Here is a 20,038-nt window from a genome sequence, read left to right on the forward strand (position 1 = left end):
ATTCACCGTTCTGGTTGAGCCCTGTGCATGGGCAGATAGGCCGATTGCAGGACGATGCGGTACCACGCATCCAGCGGAATGTGTTGCCGGTCGGCGGTGTCGATGGCCATCAGCCAGTCCTGACCCGTCGCGGGCCGTGCCACCTTCCCGGCGTCCCGCAACCGCCGCCAGGTGTCGTGCTGCGCGGTGGCCAGGTCCCCGCTGCGCCGCGGCACACCGGCCTCGATCTCGGCCGCCAGCCGGGCCGCTTCGGCCGACGCGTCGACGCCGGCGTGGGCTATCGAGATCACGTCGTCGAGAACGGATTCGGAAAAGTAGATGCTCAGCTCACGCAGCACGTCGTCGGGGTCGTCCGGGGAATGCACCTGGTTGAGCAGGTAGGTTCCCGACGACAGGGCATGGCGCAGCTGACCGGGTGCCCGCTGTGCCGGATCGGCCGGGCCCTTGTCCGCGGTCAGGCGAACCGACACCGGTTGGGTCCGGTCGGGATGGGTGACGATCAGCACCAGCGACGGGCTGATCTGCGCCAACTGGTCGGCCAGCCGGCGCCGGTCCGCGGTGGCCCGATGCCAGTTGAAGTACCACAGTGCACGCAGGTGCAATGGGGTGAGCCGAACCGGATGGGCCCCGACGATGCGGTAGTCGTTGCTGCGCAACCAGGCCACCGCCCGGCTCATCCCACCGGTCACCGCGGCATCGGGTTTGAGCAGCAGAACCGCACGGCCGAAGGAGAATTCGGCCGCGTCGAGGTGCAACCGGTCCAGCACGTCGTGGGTCTGGACGAAGTACGTGTCGGTGGCGTACCTGCTGACGACATCACTGTGGGTCATGCGGTGCTGCTCTCTCGCTGCCAGGTGGCCAGCACCTCGGCGATGGATGGTTGCGGCCTGCCCAGGTACCCGGTGCGCAGGCAGGAGTCGAGAATCCGGCGGAAGTAGCCGCCACCAGCATGCGGTGGTGAGATGCCGAGCCGGTCACGGGTGGTGGTGCTGTCGAAGCACACCCGCCGCGACAGATAACTGGTGTAGAGGCGGCCGACCTTGTCGTAGTAGCCGCGTTCGATCTCGTCGAGGTCGTCCGGGTCGAAGGTGCTGGGCGGCACGAAATCCGCGACCTGGAACGACGGGTACTCGGCCAGGATGTCCGACATGGTCCGCAGCGAGACCGGGGCGGCACCGACGGCGTGGAAGGTGCGACCGGCGTGATTGCCGACCTGCCCGGCCACCGCGGCGATCGTGTCGGCGACGTGGCCGATCGGCGAAAGTCCTAGTGTGGCCGCGTAATTCCCCGGAAGGGTGCGCAATTTTCCTTCGACGATCAGTTTGAGCACCTGGTAGATGTGCTTGTGTTCGCGGCTGTGCCCGGTGCGGTACTCACCAGAGACGATGCCGGGGCGCACGATCGCCCACCGCAACCCAGAGGCCCGCACCAGCTGTTCGGCCTGGAACTTGCTGCGTTCGTAGTGGTTCCCGAACCGCTGCCCGACGTCGAGCTGGTCCTCGGTGAAAGTGCCGTCGTACTCGCCGCACACGTAGGCGGTGCTGACGTAGAGCAGATCGGCGTCCCACTCGCGCGCACACGCGACGGCGTGCGCGGTGCCCTCGACGTTGAGTTCGGTGTATCGGTGTTCGGGCAGGCCGAAATCGGTGACCGCCGCGCCGTGCACGATGACGCCGATCTCGGCGGCGAGATCGCGGCGCGTGCCGGCGTCCAACCCGAAACCCGGTGCGCGGACGTCACCGCACACGACCCGGGCCGGCCGGACCAGGCGCCCGTTGTTGGCGACGATCTCGGCCCGCCGGTGCACCAGGGCCACCACGTGGTGACCGCTGCGGACCAGCCGGGCCACCGTGTCGGCGCCGACATGCCCGGCCGCTCCGGTGACCAACACACCGCGGGCGGCGGTCATGACGGATCCTTCTGGTCGCGAACCAATTCCACCAGGTCTGCCACCGTCGTCACGGCCGCCAGCGCTTCCTGTGGCAGCGGTGGCAGGACGAAGGCCCGTTCGAGGGCGATGGACAACTCCAGCAGCCGCAGCGAGTTGTACCCGAGGTCGGCGACCAGTGCACAGTGCAACCCGGGTTGCCCCGCGGGGTCCGGCGCCATCGCGGCGACCAGGGTGAGCACGTCGCGCTGCAGATCCGTCATGCCCGGCCCCGCTCCGAGGGCTGCGCTCCCCCACTGGCCAGCAGATCCCTGGCCTCGTCCAATTCCACGTAGGCGTCCAGGTATCCACCCATGCGCAGCCACTGGTAGCCGTACTTCAGGGTGTCCCGCCACTGCGCACGCGAGGCGAAGGACGAGGGGAACATCTCGCCGCCGGTGACGGTTTGCACGTCGGCGACGAGTTGGTCGAGGTCGGCCTGCAGGCGGGCCGCGTCGTCCTGGTCGCCGATCGAGCACCCGGCCAATCGACGGGCGTGGGCGACCAGTCGCGGATGCTCGGGGACCAGGGTGTCCAGGTCGGACAGCAGCACCTGGTCCCCCGGCAAGGGGGTGACACCCCACGCGCTGGCCAGGACCCGGACCGCCATGGTGACGATGCGCCGGCCGCACAGGGCGGCCACCTGCCATTGCCCGTCCTTGACCGCACCGTCGAAGTCCTCGCGTGCGTTCTCCAGCACCATGTTGGCCAGGACCAGCGCGCTCGCGGCTTCCGCGAAAGCCTTGGCCGGCAGGACCGATCTGGCGATGTCGCCATCGGCCGGTGCACCGTCGATGGTAAGCACCGGCCGCCGGACCGAAGGCGGCGGGGTCAGCGGTCGAGCCGGATCACACATCGCGGCAACGGGTCTGATGGTGCCGGCGCCGCGCCAGTGCAACGAGACGAACCCGTGCCGGACGAACAATCGTAGGTGCGCCGGCGCGGCGGCCGTCTGCGCCGGCGTCTGCCCGAACACCACCTGCCGCCAGGAGTGCGCACACGCCGGCGAGAGCACGAACAGGTCGGACTTTCCGCGCACCACATGGGTGGCCGAGCGGATCGGCCACGTGGTGACGTGCGGGACCTTCTTCAGCAGGACATGGTGCGGGTCCAGGGTGATGACCGGGCCGCCCAACCGGGCGGCCAGTGCGAGCGCGCCCTCCACGGTGGGGTCGGCGTCCAGCCGCTGATACTCGTCCAGCAGTGTGGTGTCGGCCCCGCAGCGGCGTAGCCGGTCGATCTGCAGCGGCAGCCATTTGACTTCCAGGTAGCCCTCGCCGTGCCGGGCCAGGAAGGCTTTCATGGTCTGGGTCAGGCCCTCCCGCGCCCACGCCAACGCCTCGGCGTCGATGTTGTCGCTCAGCAGGGCCAGTGCGGCGCTCTGCCGCAGGCAGTGGTCGGCGCGGCGCTGCCACCACCGCGACAGCAGCCCGGTCAACTCCGGGTATCGCACGATGTCACGGAGGTCCCCGTACCCCGGGCCGGTGCGTAGCACGGTGCCGCGCAGAAACCGCTGCACCCGGTTCAGGGTGTCTTCGGTGACGGGTGCGCCGGTGTCCAGCGCACGCCGGACCTGGTGCAGGCGTTTGCGGACCTGCGCGTGCGATTGGGCCCGGATCTCCACGCGGTGACCGTCGATGAACAGCACCGTGGGCATCACGGCTTCGGCGCCGGCTCCGGGCAACAGCAGAAGCAGATCGATATCGGAACCGTCGTTGCCGAACCCCTCGGCCAGCGAGCCCTCGAAATGCACCGTCGCGTCGTCCGGGATCACCGCGAGGTCGCGGGCCTTCTCGAACAGGGCGCGGACCGTGTCCAGCGGCCCCGGCCCGGGCGCCGACAACAGTTCGGCGCCCGCCAAGCACCCCGACCGCCACTGCTGCCACATATGGGCCCGGCGCGGCTTACCGCTGGAGGTGCGGGCCAGCCCACCGCGCGGCACACCGATGAACCACACCGGGGTGTCGGCACCGACCTGGGCGACCAGCGCGGTACGCAGCACGGAAATCGATGTACGGCACGGTTGTTCGACGAACATCGCCACCCCGGGCCGGTCGCCCTCGTTGACCGCGACGGCCACCGCCTGGCCGGGCACGTCGAGGTCTTCGGCGAACACGGTGCGGCCGTTGACCTTGAGGCTGGTGCCCATCCGCCCGAGCACGTAGAGCTGCCCGTCGAGCAGGAACCCGGCATCGCCGGTGTGCAGTTCGTCGCCGATGCGGCGGGTCGTGCTGTCCGGGTCACCGCGGTATCCCCCGAAGACCGAGGCCCCGGACAGCACGATCTCGCCGAGTTCGCCGTCGGCGGCGGCGCCCTCGATCCGCACCCGGTGCCCCGGGATGGGCACCCCGACCGAAACGACCGGACAACCGTGCTCGGCCACCGGCACCGGCGTGCCGTGTCGCAGCGCGGCTTTGTCGATGCGCACCGTCCGCAGCGGGTCGCCCAGCCGGTGTGCGGTGGCGATCAGGGTGGCCTCGGCCAGTCCGTAGGACGGCAGAAAGGCACGCGGGGAAAAGCCCAGGGGCGCGGTCAATTCGGTGAACGCACGCAAGGCGTCGGGATCGATGGGTTCGGCCCCGACCACGATGGTGCGCAACCGCGACAGGTCCAGGTCGTCGATGTTGGCCGGGCTGAGCCGGCGGGCGGTATAGGCCAGCCCGAACGGGGGCGACACGGTGTGCCCGGTCGCTACGGCCGCGCGCACCCAGCGTCCCGGATCGCGGATGAACTGGTCGGGCCGCATCAGATGCAGCCCGCGCTGCCGGGTGACCGCTTGAAAGACGGTGCCTATCAACCCCATATCGTGGTACAGCGGCAGCCAGGATGCGGTGGCGTCGCCTGCGGTCAGCTGACATACCGCGTCGATGGCGTCCAGATTCACCGCCAGATTGCGCCAGCTGATCCGCGCCCCGCGGGGCCGGCCGGTCGACCCGGAGGTCATCTGTAACAGCACATCGGCACCGGGCGCGCCCAGATCGGCCAGCGCAGCGCCGCCGGGCATGTCGTCGAGCACGATCCGGGCCGGGCCGTCCGCCGCCTGCGCGACGACGCCGGCGAACGCCGACGAGGTGATCACGGTGTGCGCCTGCGCGCTCATCAGGATGCCGCGCAGATGCCGCAGGTATTGGTCGGCGTCGTGGAACAGTGGCGGTGCGACCGGTGTCAGTGTCGCGCCCGCGGCCGTCACCGCGAACATCGCCGCCAGGCACAGATGCGAGGTGGGCATCAGGACGCACACGGTGTGCCCGGCCCCGGCCCCGCGATCCACCAGCAGCCCGGCGATCAGCCGAACCCGTTCGGCCAAGGCCGAATACGGCAGATAGTCCCAGCCGCCGTCATCGTTCGCCAGGTGTACACCGGTGTCGGCGCTGGGCGTCTCCAGCCAGCCGCGGATGGCCTGCACCTCAGACATCGGAGCGCTCCTGCAGCAGGGTGACGCTACCGGCCGCACCGTCCACGCTGACGGTCATGCCGGTCCGCACGAGGTCGGTCAGCCCGTCGATCTGCACGACGGTGGGCACACCCAATTCACGGGCGATGATCGCGACATGGGTCAGCGGAGACGCCCGTTCGATGAGCAGGGCCGAGGCGAACGGCAGCGCCGCCACCCAGCCCGGGTCGGTGCGGTAGGCCACCAGGATGCCGCTGGAGAAGTCCTCCGGTCGTTCCACCACGACCGCACGCCCGGTCACCACTCCGGGGCTCGACGGCGTCCCGGTGAGTACCGTGCCCACGGTCGCCTCGGCCACGGCACCCCGGTGCCGCCAGCCCGCCGCGGCCAATTCGGCTGCGGTGTAGCCGGATCCGGTCGTGACAAACCGTGGTGGCGCCTTCAGTTCCCGGTATCCCCGCTCCAGGGTGGCGCGCCGGGCGATGGCCGCCCGGGCCTGCGCTCGAGTGGTCGAACCGTCGTAGAGCCCGAACAGTTCGTCGCGGGTCAGCTGGAACACGTCGCCGGTGGCGTCGACGATGCCGCGCCGCTGCAGGTCCCGCGCCATCACCGCGACAAGTGATTTCAGGATCCCGAAACCTTGGGTGCGGGCGAACCGCAGGTGCTCGCGGTGGGTGGCCGCGCGCTGGATCTTGGCGCGCAACGCGTCGAAGATCCTGCGGCGCGGCCCGTGCAGGTGCGCGTCGAGGTAGGCCTGTGCGGCGTCGTTCGGGCGGTCGGCGCCGTCGGGAGCGGCCATCCGCAGCATGTGGAAGATGCCGGACGGATCCTGGCGTAGGTCCGGTGCTTCGAGCTTGAGCTCGTCCAGGCAGCGGTACCCGAACCGGTCGATGTAGTCGTCGATCTTGCGGAGCAGTAGCCACCATGCGGAACCGGGGTCGTCCTCGGCGTACTCCACCAATTGCGGGTAGGCGGTGGCCGGGTCGGTCGCGTCGATGAAGGCCCACAGCTCGGCTGTGCTGTGCGCGAACGCGGCGATGTCGGCGAGCGCCCGGGCCGGCTCGATGGACACCACGTCGGTGCCGGGATTGACGATCGCGAAGCCGAACCATTCCGGGGCGTTCGGCAGGAACGCCTTGGTCAGCACCGCGAGCAGACCGACCGAGGTCAGCAGCACGGCGTCCAGCACCATCATCGGTCCCCAGATCGAGGCGACCTCGTCGTGGATGTGCCGGAACTTCTGGTAGGCCTGCGGACCGTCCAGATCGGATACGTCGGTGAGCCCGTGCCGGGCGACGAAATCTTCGAATTTGCGGTCGAATTCGTCAACCAGTGTATCGATGGCACGGAACCGCTGGGCGTAGGTCAGCGTGGTGCGGGCCCGGTGCACGACCTTGGCGCGGGTGCCGACGAAGGTGAACGGTTTCAACCGGCGCGCCGTCGCGGCGTCCAGCGGTTCACCGACACCGAGCGCGACCTCCAGCACCCGGCGGTTCAGCGGGTAACCGGGGGCGATACCCACCATGCGGTACCAGTGCAACAGGTTGTAGTAGACGTGGCCGTGGAATTGGCCGAGCATCACCGGTAGCCACGCCTGCATCTGGTCCAGTTGTGCCGGTGGCACTTTCAGGCTGCGCGCGTATTCGCGGTAGACGTCGGCGTAGAGCGCGCGGGCGGTGGTGAAGGTCAGCGGCGACGTGACGCCGGCGAAGCTTTCGATGATATTCGAGTTGTCCCAGATCCGGAGGGCCCCGGGGTCGACGTCCTCGCCGAAATGCTCTGGGCCCTCTGGGGTTCGGTTGCCCAGGGTGGTGATCGGCCGGGACTGCAGGATCCAGGTGCGGCCGTCCTCGTCGACCGCCCATTCGATGTCCTGGGGTGTGCCGAAGTGGCGCTCCACCCGCATCCCGAGTTCGGTCAGCGTCGACCGCAGCGCGGGGTCCACGGTGTGCACGCGCTGGCGGTCGGCGGGCACCTCGGCGGTGCGAACACCGCCGCCCGCGCCGGGCAGGATCATCTGCGACTTGGTGGCGGTGGTTTCTTCGAGGACCGCTCCGCTGTGTTTGGCGACGACGACCGCGTCGGAGTCGACTGCACCCGAGACCAGGCCCTCGCCGAGCCCGTGCACGGCGTTGATGACGATCCGGTCCGGGGTACCTGCAACCGGGTCGGCGGTGAACATCACGCCGCTGGTGCGCGGCAGCACCAGCCGCTGCACGATGACGGCCAGGGCGATATCGACGCTCTCCAACCCGCGCACGTGCCGGTATTGCGCAGCGCGTCGGGAGAATGCGGAGGCCCAGCAACGTCGGACCGCCGCCTCGGCGGCGCCGATTCCCTCCACATTGAGAACGGTGTCGAATAATCCGGCAAAGGAATTCGCCGCGCCGTCCTCTTGGCAGCCCGAAGAGCGCACCGCGACATTTCCGTTTCCGGCGTATTCGAGTGCGGCGAGAATGGCTTCCCGGATCTGCGCGGGCATGACCAATTCACGTACCGCGGATTCGGCGCACGCCGCTTCGGCAAGCCGCTCCGACAACGTCATCGGCGCCGTACTGAGCTGTACACCGGCCGCGTCCAGCGCGGCCCGGAAGGCGTCGGTGCCCAGCACCGCCCAGGGCGGCACCGGGAACCCGGATCGAGTCAGTTCACAGAGGTTCTGCGCCTTACCGCCGGCCATCGCGCGCAACCGGTCACCGGGTGCCTGATCGGTGATGAGCAGTGGCATCGCGGTCCTCGGGTGACGGCGGGAAGAATGGGTGGGTACGACAAGTCAATCGCGGAACTGAGCAAATACAATCCATCTTGGCGAAAACTTGGAGCGCGTAATTCCCATTTCACATGAGATGAAGAACGGTTCCGCCGTTAGCTCGTCAGGCCGTCGCCGGTGCGGCCGCGGGTGACGGTGTTTGCCGTAAGCAAAAACGCGGTCGAATCAGGGCACCCGGAGTGCTCGTCATTTCGTTCCCCTCGTGGTGGTTGCAGTACAGACTGCGGCGCCACCGCCGATCGGGAATGCGTAGTGGACTACTCGAATCGCTACGGCGCGCTGATCGCGGCCAGTCGGTCGATCGATGCCAGAAGTTTGTCGGACGTGGTCGCCCGAGCCCGGGCCATCCGGCTCTCATCGGTCAGCCTGGTCCAGTCGTAGGTGTGGGTGACCCGGGTGGTGGTCTCGTCGATCGGTTCGAGCTCCCACCGCCACAGGTGACCGGGGGGCTCCTTGCCTTCCTCGGACGGCAGCCAGGCGATGCGCCGGCCCTCTTCGAATTCGACGATCCGGTTGACCCGCACGGCGCCCGTCGTGAGGTTCATCCGGAACACGTCCCCGACGGCGTGCACGCGCTGCCCCGCGGGGGCGTCGGCGAGATTGTCGTTGCCATCCCAGGCGGGCTGCCGCGCCGGGTCGGCGATGAGCTCGAAGATCGTGGCGGCGGGGGCCGGGATCTCCCGGCTCGCGGAGACAACCGTGTTCACGGCCAACAGCTTACGGACGGAATCGGCCAGGTCGGCTTCCAGCCGGTGCGGCGGCTCGCACCACCCAGCCGCGACCCGATCTTGACGATGGCAAGTTCCGGTGCGATAGTGAACTAGTCACTGACTAGATTCGAGGACACCATGGCCATCTTGGTAGGCGATCAGGAACGTGCCCGCACCGCCGACGATCTCGGCCTGGCCCTGACGCAGGGCTACCTGCCCATGACCGACTACGAAGAGCGGCTACGGCTGGCCTTCGCCGCGCACACCACCGACGAATTGCGCGCGGTGACCGCCGACCTGCCGACCGCCCGGCTCCGCGGGGCCGATCCGCGCCGCCGGGCCGCCCGGCAGCGCGCCGCGCGACTGGGCATGCGGATCCACCTCGGCGCCTACCTGGCCGGGTCGGCCCTCATGCTGGCGATCTGGCTTACCGTCGGGCTGACGGCGGGCGAGTGGTACTTCTGGCCGGTGTGGCCGATTCTCGGCTGGGGTATGGGCGTCGCCTCGCACATCGTGCCGGTGTCGGCGGCGCTGGCGTCAGGCGTTCGGGACGGCGTGCCAGCGCGCGGCCGCTGCCGCCGACCCTGACCGCTCCCCCGCCCACGCACACGCGACGCAACCACGCGGCCGCACCGGCACCACGGTCGGGCCGGCCCCCACCACAACGCCCTTGATCGCCAAGGGCTTTCGCTGCTTTGTCGCGCACGCTGCCGGCAGGCGCAACGGCCCAAGTAGAATGCTTGTTACGACATAGTCAGTTGAAGTTCCATAGCCGAATTGGCTGACACCCCGACCCAACCCGATCGGAGTGCCATGCTCGCCGTCCTGCTCGCCCACGCGGTCGCCACTGCGCTGGCGCCGCTTCTGGTGGCCAAGTGGGGTCGGAAGGCGTTCTACCCGCTATCGCTCGTCCCGCTGGGCTCACTGGTGTGGGTGGTGCGGAACTGGCCGGGCACAGATCACACGCCCACCCTGCACGTCCCGTGGGTGCCCGAGCTGTCGATGGACATCACGCTGCGGTTCGATTCGCTGGCCGCAATCATGAGCGTGCTGGTGCTCGCCATCGGCGCGTTGGTGCTGTTCTATTGCGCGGGCTACTTCCACCATCACGACGGCCACACCGAAAAACGGCTGCCCAGCTTCGCCGCCGAACTGGTCGCCTTCTCCGGCGCCATGTTCGGGTTGGTGGTCAGCGACAACATGCTGATGCTCTACGTCTTCTGGGAAACCACCACGGTGCTGTCCTTCCTGCTGGTCGGGCATTACGCCGAGCGCGCCACCAGCCGGCGCGCCGCCACCCAGGCGCTGCTGGTGACCACGTTAGGCGGCCTGGCCATGCTGGTGGGCATCATCGTGCTGGGCCAGCTCGCCGGCACCTACCTGCTCTCCGAACTCGTCGCCGCCCCGCCCACCGGTGCCGCGGCCTCGGTGGGCATCGTGCTGATCCTCGTCGGTGCACTGTCCAAATCCGCGATCGTGCCGCTGCACTTCTGGCTGCCCGGCGCCATGGCCGCACCCACGCCGGTCAGCGCGTACCTGCACGCCGCGGCGATGGTGAAGGCCGGTGTGTACCTGGTGGCGAGGCTGACCCCAGGGTTCGCCGACAATCCGTTGTGGCGCCCGATGGTGGTGGGGCTCGGCCTGCTGACCATGCTGATGGCCGGCTGGCGGGCCGTGCGCGAATACGATCTCAAGCTGATCCTGGCGTTCGGCACCGTCAGCCAGCTCGGCCTGATCACCGTGATGGTCGGGGCGGGCGGACCGGACATGATGCTGGCCGGCCTGGCCATGCTGTGCGCGCACGCGATGTTCAAGGCCGCACTGTTCATGGTGGTCGGCATCATCGACCATGCCACCGGCACCCGCGATATCCGCAAGCTGGCCGGCCTGGGCAGACAGAACAGACCGCTGTTGGTGATCGCCGTCGGCGCCACCGCCAGCATGGCCGCGCTGCCCCCGTTCTTCGGCTTCGTCGCCAAGGAGGCCGACCTGGAGACGGTGCTGCACAGCGCGTCGCTCGGTGGGGCCGCACCCTATGTGTTGGCCGGGATCGCCCTCGGATCCGTGTTCACCACCGTCTACAGCCTGCGCTTCCTATGGGGTGCCTTCGCCGACAAGGGTGCGTCCGGCCCGAGCGTCCGGGTGGGCGAGATGCACCGGCCGTCGCGGTCGTTCCTGGCCGCGCCGGCCATCCTCGCCGCGGCCGGCCTGCTGTTCGGGCTGTTCCCCGCGCCGATGGACGACAAGCTCGACGACTACGCCGAGACCGTCCCGGGCGAGTCGGATTACCACCTGGCGCTGTGGCACGGGGTGGGGTTGCCGCTGCTGTTGTCGGTCGTGGTGCTGGCCGCGGGCACCGCACTGTTCTTCGGCCGCGGGCGGCTGCCACGGTCCCGCGGCGCCTACTTACCGCTGGGCAATGCCGACCGCTTCTACGACGCGGTGATCCGGGGTCTCGACATCGCCGCCGTCCGGCTGACCGGCCAGACCCAGCGCGGGTCCATTCCGGCGACCCAGGCCGTCATCCTCAGCACGCTGGTGGTGTTGCCGGTGGGCGCGCTGCTGTCCGGCGCCCGCGACCACCCGCAGCTGCGGTTGTGGGACTCCCCGCTGCAGGTGGTCGTCGGCCTGCTGATGCTGGCGGCGGCCATCGGTGCGACCGTCATGCGCAACCGGCTGGCCGCGGTGCTGCTGGTCGGGGTGACCGGGTACGGCTGCGGTGTCATCTTCGCGTTCCACGGCGCACCGGACTTGGCGTTGACCCAGTTCCTGGTCGAGACGCTGGTACTGGTCATCTTCGTGCTGGTGCTGCGCACCCTGCCCGCCGAGGCCGATCGCACCAACATCAAGCGCAACCGGCTGCCGCGCGCGGCGCTGGCGATCGCCGTCGGCGCGTCGGTCACCGGGCTGGCGGTGTTCGCGATGGCCGCGCGCAGCACCACCCCGATCGCGGCGCTGCTGCCCGACGCCGCGTACTACCGCGGGCACGGCGCGAACACGGTCAACGTGCTGCTCGTCGACATCCGGGCGTGGGACACCATGGGTGAGATCTCGGTGCTGCTGGTCGCCGCGACCGGCGTCGCGTCGATGGTGTTCCGGCACCGGCGTTTCGGCGCGGCGCCCCGGGTACCGCAGGTCGGCACCAGCACCGCGGGACAACCGGACATCGGACCGGTCAGCGCCTACAGCCCGGCCGTCGGGGATATCACCTGGCTGCGGGGCAGCGACCTGCGCGACCCGAGACACCGCTCGCTGGTGCTCGAGGTGGCCACCCGGCTCATCTTCCCGCTCATCATGGTGCTGTCGGCGTACTTCTTCTTCGCCGGGCACAACACCCCCGGTGGCGGTTTCGCGGGAGGGCTGACCGCCGGGCTGGCGCTGGTATTGCGCTATCTGGCCGGTGGCCGCTACGAATTGGGTGAGACGCTGCCGCTGGACGCCGGCAAGGTGCTCGGCACCGGTCTGGCGCTGTCCGCGGGCACCGCGATCACCTCGCTGTTCCTCGGCGCACCGGTGCTGTCCTCGGCGGTGATCCACCTCGACATCCCGGTGCTGGGCCCGGTCAAGATGGTGACGGCGCTGTTCTTCGATCTCGGGGTCTATCTGATCGTGGTGGGCCTGGTTCTCGACATCCTGCGCAGCCTGGGTGCCCGCGTCGACGTGGAGATGGCCCGCTCATGACAGCTCATCTGCTCCCCTTGGTGATGATCGGCGGCCTCACCAGCGCCGGGGTCTACCTGCTGCTGGAACGCAACCTGACCCGGATGTTGTTGGGGCTGTTGCTCATCGGCAACGCGGTCAACCTGCTCATTCTCACCGTCGGCGGCAACGCGGGTAACCCGCCGATCCGCGGCCGCGTCAGCGACGGACAGACCACCACCGCCGACCCGTTGGCGCAGGGCATGATCCTGACCGCCATCGTCATCAGCATGGGCATCGCGGCGTTCGTGCTGGCGCTGGCCTACCGGTCGTATCAGCTGAACACCGTCGAAGAGGTGGAGACCGATCCCGAGACGGTGCGGGTGGCCGAGGGCGCGGAACTGGATGCCGACGATGTCCCCGACGTGGTGCCCTCCCGCGACACCGATGCGCCCGACGAACTGGACGCGCTGCCGGGTGCGGAGGGTTCGCGATGACCCTCTCGCACATCCTTACCCCGCTGCCGGTGCTGATCCCGACCATCGCCGCGGCGGTCACCCTGTTCGCCGGGCGCGCCCCGCGGCTGCAGCAACTGGTGGCATTGGGGGCGTTGACCGCGGTGGTGGCCGTGTGCGGAACGCTGCTGTACCTCGTCGACCGCGACGGTACCGCCGCCGTGCAGGTCGGCGGCTGGGGGCAGAGCGAACCCGGGATGGGGCCGTTGGGGATCACCCTGGTCGCCGACCGTCTGTCGGCTCTCATGTTGGTGGTGTCGGCAATCGTGTTGCTGGCGGTGGTCTTCTACGCCATCGGGCAGGGTATCCGCGACGGCAACGACCGCCAGCCGGTGTCGATCTTCCTGCCCACCTATCTGATCCTGTCGGCGGGGGTGTGCACGGCGTTCCTGGCCGGCGACCTGTTCAACCTGTTCGTCGGGTTCGAGGTGCTGCTGTCGGCGAGTTTCGTGCTGTTGACCATCGGCGCCAGCGCCGACCGGGTGCGCGCGGGCATCGCGTACGTGATGGTGTCGATGGTGTCCTCGCTGGTGTTCCTCATCGGCTTGGCGATGGTGTACGCCGCGGCGGGCACCCTGAACATGGCCGAGCTTGCGGTGCGCCTGGACGATGTGTCCGCCGGTACCCGCACCGCGTTGTTCGCGGTGCTGTTGGTGGCGTTCGGTATCAAGGCCGCGGTCTTCCCGCTGTCGTCATGGCTGCCCGAGTCCTACCCCACCGCGCCGGCCCCGGTGACCGCGGTGTTCGCCGGCCTGCTCACCAAGGTCGGTGTGTACGCGATCATCCGGGCGCATTCACTGCTGTTCCCCGGTGGCGTCCTGGACAACGTGCTGTTGGTCGCCGCGCTGCTCACCATGGTGGTCGGCATCCTCGGCGCGCTGGCCCAGAACGACATCAAACGGCTGCTGTCCTTCACACTGGTCAGCCACATCGGCTACATGATCTTCGGTATCGCGCTGTCCAACCAGCTGGGCATGTCGGGCGCCATCTACTACGTGGCGCATCACATCGTGGTGCAGACGACGCTGTTCCTCGTCGTCGGCCTCATCGAACGCCAGGCCGGGGCGTCGACCCTGCAGCGCCTCGGCGGACTGGCCGCGGCCAGTCCGCTGCTGGCGTTCGTGTTCGTCATCCCGGCACTGAATCTGGGTGGTATCCCGCCGTTTTCGGGGTTCATCGGCAAGGTGGCGCTGCTGGAAGCCGGAGCGGCGGGGGGCTCCGTACTCGCCTGGGTGCTGGTGGCCGGCAGCGTGGTGACCAGCCTGCTGACCCTCTACGCGGTGGCGCGGGTGTGGACCAAGGCGTTCTGGCGGGCCCGCGCCGATGCGCCCGAGGGCAACCTGTCGGCCGCGGCCCCCACCGCGCTGCTCGACGATTCCGACGATATCGAGTTCGTCGACCGCGACGACGTCGGCCGGATGCCGGTCGCGATGTTGATCCCCACCGGGGCACTGATCGTCGTGGGTTTGGTGCTCACCGTTGCGGCCGGACCCATCTTCGCCTACAGCGAGCGCGCGGCGGCGCAGGTGCTCGACCGTGGGCAGTACATCACCGCGGTGCTGAGATGAGGGCGGTACTGAAGTGACGAGACGAGTGGCGCTGCGGATCTGGACACTGTGCTGGCTGACGCTGGTGTGGATCCTGTTGTGGGGCTCCATCTCGGTGGCCAACATCGTCAGCGGTCTGGTGGTCGCGCTGATCATCACGGTGCTGCTGCCGCTGCCCCCGGTGCCGGTGGATGGGCGGCTGCGGCCGCTGTCCTTCGTGGTGCTGGTCGCCTATGTCAGCTGGTCACTGGTGGTGTCCTCGACGCAGGTGGCCTGGCTGGCGATCAAACCCGGGCGGGTTCCGCCGACCGCCGTACTGCGGGCCCGTCTGGACATCAAGTCCGATCTGGTGCTGGCGCTGGCGGTCAACGTCATCAACCTCATCCCCGGTTCGATCGTGTTGGAGATCGACCAGACCCGCCGGCTCATCTACGTGCACGTCATCGATGTCGGATCGCAACGCGCGGTGGACCGGTTCTACCGCCAGACCGCCACGGTGGAACGGTTGATGGTGGCCGCGTTCGAGCGGGACACCGACTGGCAGGGAGTTCGAGGATGACTGTCCGGCGAGAAGCGAAACGAGATCGCGCATGAACACGGTCTGGGTGATCGCGGCGGTGATGCTGTCGGCCGCGGCGGCGGTGACGATGTACCGGCTGCTGGCCGGGCCCAGCACCCTGGACCGGCTAGTGGCACTGGATACGTTTGTGGCCGTGTCGATGTGCGCGGTCGGCACCTGGGCAGCGTTCAGCCTGGACACCACCGTGACCTACAGCCTGACCGCGCTGGCGCTGATCAGTTTCGTCGGTTCGGTCAGCGTCGCCCGATTCCGGGTGCGGGACAAGGAGGACGGCTGATGATCCTCGACGTGCTCGCCGCCGCCCTGGTGCTGGGTGGTTCGGCGCTGGCGCTGACCGCGGCGATCGGCGTGGTGCGGTTCCCGGACACCTTGTCCCGCATGCACGCCGCGTCCAAGCCGCAGGTGCTGGGACTGCTGCTGGTGTTGGCCGGTGCGGCAATCCGGTTGCGCGGCAACGCCGATGTCGGCATGCTCATCCTGGCCGGGTTGTTCACCCTGATCACCGCGCCGGTGGTGGCCAACCGGGTGGGCCAACTGGCCTACCGGGAGCAGAATTTGAAGGACCGGTTGGCCTCCGATGAGCTGCGCGAAGTGTCGGATTGACTATTCCGCGAGCTGGAACTCCACCATCGCGCGCAGTGTTTCGACGGACTCGGTCAGCACCGCCAACCGGTCCGAAGCGGACGGCGCGGCCAGCACCGCGTACCGGTCGGCCTGGCCGATCGGCAACCGGGCAGCCAGTGCATACAGACGCTCACCGGCGTCCTGCCCGGGCTCGACCGAGCCGAGCAGCTCCTCACGGGAGGGCAATTCCTGCTGTTTGGCCTCGGCGACCCGCGAAAAGACGTCCAGCACAGCGTCTTCCACGTCGGTGATGTCGGAACCGGTGACCGGGTTACCCGGCTCGTCCGGCCAGGGCGCCACCTCGGCCCGGGGATAGGGATCATCGCTGAGCCACTGGGTCACCCGTAGTCGTTCGGCCATCTCGGCGCGCAACCGGTACCGGCCACCGCCCTGCTCGGACACCTCGGCGATCCGGGCCAGCGCGCCGACATCGTTGCGGGCGTCCCCGCCGCCGACCTCACGGCCCGCGGCGATCAACACCACACCGAACGCGCGGTCGGACGCCAGACAATCGGCGATCATCGCCGAATACCGGGGTTCGAAGATCCGCAGCGGCAACTGCTCCCCGGGCAGCATCGCCACCTCGAGCGGGAACATGGGCGTCACGGTCACCGGAATCCCTGTCCCGCAACGGCATCGCGGACGAGCGTGGTCTTCGGGGTGAAGGCGCACATCGCGCTGGCCAACCCGAGCCACAGTTCCGGATTCATCTGTACCAGCTGGTTGTCCTTGCCGATCGCGTCGATCACCTGGCGCTGCTGGGTCTTGTCCATGGTCTGGTAGTCACCGCACGTGGTGGCGGCCAGCCCGGTCGGCGGCGGTCCGCCCGGTGTCGGGATCGGCAGGCTCGGGAACGACGGAATCGGGATTTGGATGGTCCTGGGCGGGCGTGTGGTGGTGGGTGTTTCGGACACCGTCGCGGCCGGGTCGGCCATCGGCGTTCCGGTGATCTCCGTGCTGCAGCCCGCCAACGCCAGCGCGGCGAGCACCAGGGCGACGACGGCGCGGACCTTCACAGCACCAACTCCCCGATCAACCCGTCGACCACGGCCCGCAGGTCACCGTCGTGTTCCTCGGCCACCCGGCGCTGCCGTTGATACGACCCGCCCCGCCGGTAGATCGACTCGACCCTGGCCAGCTCGTCGGCGCACCCCAGCGAGGCCGCCACGGGCTGCAGTCGGGTCAGCAGATCGTCGAGGTCATCGGTGACCAACCGCTCGTTGCTGTCGGCGTCCAGGATGATCTCGGCATCCAGCCCGTACCGCGCGGCGCGCCACTTGTTCTCCTGCACATGCCACGGCGGCATCGTGGGCAGTTGCTCGCCGGCATCGAGACGCCGGTCCAGGTCCACGATCAGGCTGTGGGTCAGCGCCACCAGCGCACCGAGTTCGGCCAGATTGGACACCCCGTCGAAGATCCGTACCTCGATGGTGCCCAGATGCGGCGAGGGCCGGATATCCCACCGGATCTCGTTCATGTGGTCGATGATGCCGGTCTTCTTCTGGTCGTAGACGAATCGTTCGAAATCCGACCACTTCTGGAAATGGAACGGCAGCCCGGCCGTCGGCAGCTGTTGGAACATCATCGCCCGGTTGCTCGCGTACCCGGTGTCCTCGCCGTCCCAGTACGGCGAGGACGCCGACAGTGCCAGCAGGTGCGGGTACTGGTTGAGCAGCGAGGTGATGATCGGCATCACCTTGTGCGCCGAAGAGATCCCGACGTGCACGTGCACACCCCAGATGAGCATCTGGCGGCCCCACCACTGGGTGCGCTTGATCAGTTCGGCATACCGCGCGCCCTCGGTGAGCTGCTGCATCTCCCATTCGGCGAACGGGTGGGTGCCCGCGCAGAACAGTTCCATGCCGCGGGCGTGCACGATGCGCTGCACGGTGGTCAACGTGCCGTGCAAATCGTCGATGGCCTGCGGGACGGTGTCACAGATGCCGGTGACGACCTCGACGGTGTTGCGCAGCAATTCCTTGTGTACGTGCGGGGTTTCGCCCAGCTCTGCGATGACGGCCGCGGCCTCGTTGGCCAGGTCGCGGGTCACCGGGTCGATGAGGGCGAACTCCCACTCGACACCAAGGGTCGGCCGGGGTGACCCGGCGAAGTCGATCCTGGACCTATTCGGCGCCGATGACACCGCAAGCTACCCGCTTGCCGGCATCGCCGGTCGCCATGGTGGTCTCATCCGGACCCGGGGTGCCGTTGATCTGCTGGTAACGCTCGGCAGGAATGTTGGCGAAGTTGTCGGCCTTCTCGTGAATGATGATCGCGGTCTGGGTCCCCGCCAGCAGCTGCTCGGCGGTGAACGCATCCGTTGTCGTCACGAGCTTGCCGGTGCCGTCGCTGCGCACCTGCAGGGAGGCCAGGTCGCCACTGGCCGGGTGGGCGGTGTGCCCGGGCACCTGCAGATGCCCACCGGCGCTGGTGAAGTCGCCCTCACACTTGCCGACCGAGTGGATGTGCAGGCCGTGGAAGCCCGGGGCCAGCTTGCCGGGGGTGGTGGTTTCCACGGTGACGGTCGCGAAGCCGTCGGCGAACTCGAAATCGGCGGTGGCGACGGTGGTGCCGTCGGCCAGCTTCAGTTGCGCGCCGAGTTTCTCGCCGTGCGCAGCGGCTGGGGCCTCGCTGCCCTCGCCGTGGCCGGCCTCGGCCGACGGGGCGGGCGAACCGGTCCAAATCGCCGGGGTGGTCCCGGGCTGAGTGGCAACCGGCTCGGAGGGCGAGCAAGCAGCGGCGATCGGGACCAGAAAGGCTGCGGCGGCAATGGCACGAAGCGGAGCTGAGATCGGCATGCCGAGAGCCTAGCCGGTGACCGCCACGATCACGCCTGGCGGTTGCTCGGCGAGTGCGGGCACCCGCGGTTCGACGGGCGCGTCGAGGAGCTTGCCCACCGCCTCGGCGGCTTCCTTCTCCCCGGGGGCCTCGCCGAAGTACACCGTCGTCGTGGTCACACCATCGAGGGTGAGGTTGCCGGTCTCGGCCACGTTCCACTGCGCGTCACGCAGCTTGGTGGCCGTGTTCTCGGCGGCGCCGGCCACATCCGAGATGTTGAACACCCGGACGTCGGCCTTCGGCGCGGGTGCCGCCGAGGTGTTGGTGGTCGTGGTGGCGCTGGTCGTCGCGCTGGCCGAGGTGGAGTCGCTGCCGTCACTGTCGTCGTCGGGGCCCAGATACTGGAATGCCACCAGCAGGAAGACCACGCCGAGGAAGAGCAGCACCATCACCATGGCGCGCAAGGGCAGCCCGGAGGAGTCACGCTGGTTCATCGGAGCCCAGACTAGCGGTCTAGGTGACCTCGAACCCGAGCCGCCGGGCGGCCTTGGCCTTCTGCCGGCTGGCGCGGACCCGGCGCAGCCGCTTGACCAGCATCGGGTCCGCCGCGAGCGCCTCCGGCCGGTCCACCAGCGCGTTGAGCACCTGGTAGTAGCGCGACGGGGACAGCCCGAACAGTTCCTTGATGGCTTCTTCCTTGGATCCCGCGTATTTCCACCACTGGCGTTCGAAGGCCAGGATGTCGTGTTCGCGGCGCGTCAGGCCATCGGCGGGCTCGGAATCATCCCCGGATTGCTCAGTCCGCGCGATAGCGCCGTCCATCTCGCTCCTTGGGCCCTTCCGACATGATCTAAAGAATTACAAGACTGTTGTTCGGCGCTCATTCAATCATGGCTGCGGTAATGCGGGCGTGATCGTTACCCGCGAGTCGGCTGACTTAAGCTTGCCAACCGTGGCTGTTGTACCGATTCGCATCGTGGGCGATCCCGTCCTGCACTCCGCGACCACCCCGGTTCCCGTCGGACCTGACGGCACGCTGCCCGCCGAACTGGCCGAGCTGATCACCGACATGTACGACACCATGGACGCCGCCAACGGGGTTGGCCTGGCCGCCAATCAGATTGGCCGCACCGAGCGCGTGTTCGTCTATGACTGTGCCGACGAACGCGGCAAGACCCAGCGGCGGCGCGGTGTGGTGGTCAACCCGGTGCTGGAGACCTCGGAGCTGCCCGAGACCATGCCCGACCCCGACAATGACGACGAAGGGTGCCTTTCGGTGCCGGGCGAGTCGTTCCCGCGGGGCCGCGCCGACTGGGCGCGCGTCACCGGTCTGGACGCCGACGGCACCCCGATCACCCTGGAGGGCACCGGCCTGTTCGCCCGGATGCTGCAGCACGAGACCGGCCACCTCGACGGTTTCACCTACCTGGACGGGTTGATCGGCCGGCACGCCCGCGCCGCCAAGCGGATGGTGAAGGCCAACAAGTGGGGTGTCCCCGGTCTGAGCTGGATGCCCGGCGAGGATCCCGACCCGTTCGGCCACTGATGGCCCGC

General features: G+C 68.7%; 20 protein-coding genes. 8 read left to right on the forward strand and 12 right to left on the reverse strand.

Annotation, left to right across the window (positions count from 1 at the left end; translation table 11 throughout):
* Nucleotides 1–2 precede the first annotated feature (2 nt).
* From AWB94_RS28625 to AWB94_RS28650, 6 genes are all read right to left on the reverse strand, one after another.
* Entirely contained in the window at nt 3–830 is an 828-nt protein-coding gene (locus tag AWB94_RS28625) for a nucleoside-diphosphate kinase (protein WP_062658583.1), read from the reverse strand.
* On the reverse strand, nt 827–1,909 hold the full coding sequence (locus tag AWB94_RS28630; protein ID WP_062658584.1) for an SDR family oxidoreductase: 1,083 nt from the start codon (nt 1,907–1,909) through the stop codon (nt 827–829). The genes AWB94_RS28625 and AWB94_RS28630 overlap by 4 nt, the downstream gene beginning before the upstream one ends.
* Nucleotides 1,906–2,151, reverse strand: coding sequence for an acyl carrier protein (locus AWB94_RS35300; protein WP_062658585.1), 246 nt, complete (start codon nt 2,149–2,151; stop codon nt 1,906–1,908). Before AWB94_RS35300 ends, AWB94_RS28630 begins: the two co-directional genes overlap by 4 nt.
* Nucleotides 2,148–5,342 (reverse strand): AMP-binding protein, encoded by a 3,195-nt coding sequence (locus AWB94_RS28640; protein ID WP_064961358.1) that lies wholly within the window; start codon nt 5,340–5,342, stop codon nt 2,148–2,150. The genes AWB94_RS35300 and AWB94_RS28640 overlap by 4 nt, the downstream gene beginning before the upstream one ends.
* Nucleotides 5,335–8,049, reverse strand: a complete 2,715-nt coding sequence (locus AWB94_RS28645) for a phosphoenolpyruvate synthase (protein WP_062658587.1) — start codon at nt 8,047–8,049, stop codon at nt 5,335–5,337. The genes AWB94_RS28640 and AWB94_RS28645 overlap by 8 nt, the downstream gene beginning before the upstream one ends.
* A gap of 311 nt (nt 8,050–8,360) precedes the next feature.
* Nucleotides 8,361–8,798: an SRPBCC family protein gene (locus AWB94_RS28650; protein WP_409365987.1), complete on the reverse strand. Its 438-nt coding sequence runs from the start codon at nt 8,796–8,798 to the stop codon at nt 8,361–8,363.
* A gap of 141 nt (nt 8,799–8,939) precedes the next feature.
* Here AWB94_RS28650 and AWB94_RS28655 point away from each other — a divergent pair, with 141 nt between their 5' ends.
* The 7 genes from AWB94_RS28655 (at nt 8,940) to mnhG (ending at nt 15,685) form a co-directional block, all read left to right on the forward strand.
* On the forward strand, nt 8,940–9,389 hold the full coding sequence (locus AWB94_RS28655; RefSeq protein WP_062658589.1) for a DUF1707 domain-containing protein: 450 nt from the start codon (nt 8,940–8,942) through the stop codon (nt 9,387–9,389).
* Between the two features lie 225 nt (nt 9,390–9,614).
* On the forward strand, nt 9,615–12,482 hold the full coding sequence (locus AWB94_RS28660; protein WP_062658590.1) for a Na+/H+ antiporter subunit A: 2,868 nt from the start codon (nt 9,615–9,617) through the stop codon (nt 12,480–12,482).
* Nucleotides 12,479–12,937 carry a Na(+)/H(+) antiporter subunit C gene (locus tag AWB94_RS28665; protein ID WP_062658591.1) on the forward strand — a complete coding sequence of 153 codons (459 nt, stop codon included), beginning with the start codon at nt 12,479–12,481 and terminating at the stop codon, nt 12,935–12,937. The genes AWB94_RS28660 and AWB94_RS28665 overlap by 4 nt, the downstream gene beginning before the upstream one ends.
* A complete protein-coding gene (locus tag AWB94_RS28670) occupies nt 12,934–14,523 on the forward strand; it encodes a Na+/H+ antiporter subunit D (RefSeq protein WP_062658592.1) in 1,590 nt (529 codons plus the stop codon). The genes AWB94_RS28665 and AWB94_RS28670 overlap by 4 nt, the downstream gene beginning before the upstream one ends.
* Before the next feature lie 13 nt (nt 14,524–14,536).
* Entirely contained in the window at nt 14,537–15,061 is a 525-nt protein-coding gene (locus AWB94_RS28675) for a Na+/H+ antiporter subunit E (RefSeq protein WP_062658593.1), read from the forward strand.
* A gap of 31 nt (nt 15,062–15,092) precedes the next feature.
* Nucleotides 15,093–15,359: a monovalent cation/H+ antiporter complex subunit F gene (locus AWB94_RS28680; RefSeq protein WP_062658594.1), complete on the forward strand. Its 267-nt coding sequence runs from the start codon at nt 15,093–15,095 to the stop codon at nt 15,357–15,359.
* Entirely contained in the window at nt 15,359–15,685 is a 327-nt protein-coding gene (gene mnhG, locus AWB94_RS28685) for a monovalent cation/H(+) antiporter subunit G (RefSeq protein ID WP_409365988.1), read from the forward strand. Before AWB94_RS28680 ends, mnhG begins: the two co-directional genes overlap by 1 nt.
* Here the strand turns inward: mnhG and AWB94_RS28690 are convergent, their stop codons facing one another.
* From AWB94_RS28690 to AWB94_RS28715, 6 genes are read right to left on the reverse strand one after another with little or no spacing between them, the layout of a single operon-like run.
* Nucleotides 15,686–16,318, reverse strand: a complete 633-nt coding sequence (locus tag AWB94_RS28690; RefSeq protein ID WP_109762466.1) for an LON peptidase substrate-binding domain-containing protein — start codon at nt 16,316–16,318, stop codon at nt 15,686–15,688.
* Entirely contained in the window at nt 16,315–16,722 is a 408-nt protein-coding gene (locus AWB94_RS28695) for a hypothetical protein (RefSeq protein ID WP_234811917.1), read from the reverse strand. The genes AWB94_RS28690 and AWB94_RS28695 overlap by 4 nt, the downstream gene beginning before the upstream one ends.
* Complete coding sequence (locus AWB94_RS28700; protein ID WP_062658595.1) at nt 16,719–17,849, reverse strand: glutamate--cysteine ligase; 1,131 nt, start codon at nt 17,847–17,849, stop codon at nt 16,719–16,721. The genes AWB94_RS28695 and AWB94_RS28700 overlap by 4 nt, the downstream gene beginning before the upstream one ends.
* A complete protein-coding gene (sodC, locus tag AWB94_RS28705) occupies nt 17,830–18,504 on the reverse strand; it encodes a superoxide dismutase[Cu-Zn] (protein ID WP_062658596.1) in 675 nt (224 codons plus the stop codon). Before sodC ends, AWB94_RS28700 begins: the two co-directional genes overlap by 20 nt.
* Nucleotides 18,505–18,513: 9 nt before the next feature.
* Complete coding sequence (locus AWB94_RS28710; RefSeq protein ID WP_062658597.1) at nt 18,514–18,978, reverse strand: LytR C-terminal domain-containing protein; 465 nt, start codon at nt 18,976–18,978, stop codon at nt 18,514–18,516.
* A gap of 19 nt (nt 18,979–18,997) precedes the next feature.
* On the reverse strand, nt 18,998–19,306 hold the full coding sequence (locus AWB94_RS28715; RefSeq protein WP_024451719.1) for a nucleoid-associated protein NapA: 309 nt from the start codon (nt 19,304–19,306) through the stop codon (nt 18,998–19,000).
* A gap of 130 nt (nt 19,307–19,436) precedes the next feature.
* Between AWB94_RS28715 and AWB94_RS28720 the strand changes: the two genes are divergently transcribed.
* Nucleotides 19,437–20,030 (forward strand): peptide deformylase, encoded by a 594-nt coding sequence (locus AWB94_RS28720; RefSeq protein ID WP_062658598.1) that lies wholly within the window; start codon nt 19,437–19,439, stop codon nt 20,028–20,030.
* Nucleotides 20,031–20,038 lie beyond the last annotated feature (8 nt).

It is taken from the genome of Mycolicibacterium canariasense, from assembly GCF_002101555.1.
GTDB classification, from domain to species: domain Bacteria; phylum Actinomycetota; class Actinomycetes; order Mycobacteriales; family Mycobacteriaceae; genus Mycobacterium; species Mycobacterium canariasense.

Bases quoted from the DNA above. Each gene is read 5' to 3' on its own strand.
- AWB94_RS28625 (WP_062658583.1), bottom strand. From the start codon at position 830: ATGACCCACAGTGATGTCGTCAGCAGGTACGCCACCGACACGTACTTC.
- AWB94_RS28630 (WP_062658584.1), bottom strand. From the start codon at position 1,909: ATGACCGCCGCCCGCGGTGTGTTGGTCACCGGAGCGGCCGGGCATGTC.
- AWB94_RS35300 (WP_062658585.1), bottom strand. From the start codon at position 2,151: ATGACGGATCTGCAGCGCGACGTGCTCACCCTGGTCGCCGCGATGGCG.
- AWB94_RS28640 (WP_064961358.1), bottom strand. From the start codon at position 5,342: ATGTCTGAGGTGCAGGCCATCCGCGGCTGGCTGGAGACGCCCAGCGCC.
- AWB94_RS28645 (WP_062658587.1), bottom strand. From the start codon at position 8,049: ATGCCACTGCTCATCACCGATCAGGCACCCGGTGACCGGTTGCGCGCG.
- AWB94_RS28655 (WP_062658589.1), top strand. From the start codon at position 8,940: ATGGCCATCTTGGTAGGCGATCAGGAACGTGCCCGCACCGCCGACGAT.
- AWB94_RS28660 (WP_062658590.1), top strand. From the start codon at position 9,615: ATGCTCGCCGTCCTGCTCGCCCACGCGGTCGCCACTGCGCTGGCGCCG.
- AWB94_RS28665 (WP_062658591.1), top strand. From the start codon at position 12,479: ATGACAGCTCATCTGCTCCCCTTGGTGATGATCGGCGGCCTCACCAGC.
- AWB94_RS28670 (WP_062658592.1), top strand. From the start codon at position 12,934: ATGACCCTCTCGCACATCCTTACCCCGCTGCCGGTGCTGATCCCGACC.
- AWB94_RS28680 (WP_062658594.1), top strand. From the start codon at position 15,093: ATGAACACGGTCTGGGTGATCGCGGCGGTGATGCTGTCGGCCGCGGCG.
- mnhG (WP_409365988.1), top strand. From the start codon at position 15,359: ATGATCCTCGACGTGCTCGCCGCCGCCCTGGTGCTGGGTGGTTCGGCG.
- sodC (WP_062658596.1), bottom strand. From the start codon at position 18,504: ATGCCGATCTCAGCTCCGCTTCGTGCCATTGCCGCCGCAGCCTTTCTG.
- AWB94_RS28710 (WP_062658597.1), bottom strand. From the start codon at position 18,978: ATGAACCAGCGTGACTCCTCCGGGCTGCCCTTGCGCGCCATGGTGATG.
- AWB94_RS28715 (WP_024451719.1), bottom strand. From the start codon at position 19,306: ATGGACGGCGCTATCGCGCGGACTGAGCAATCCGGGGATGATTCCGAG.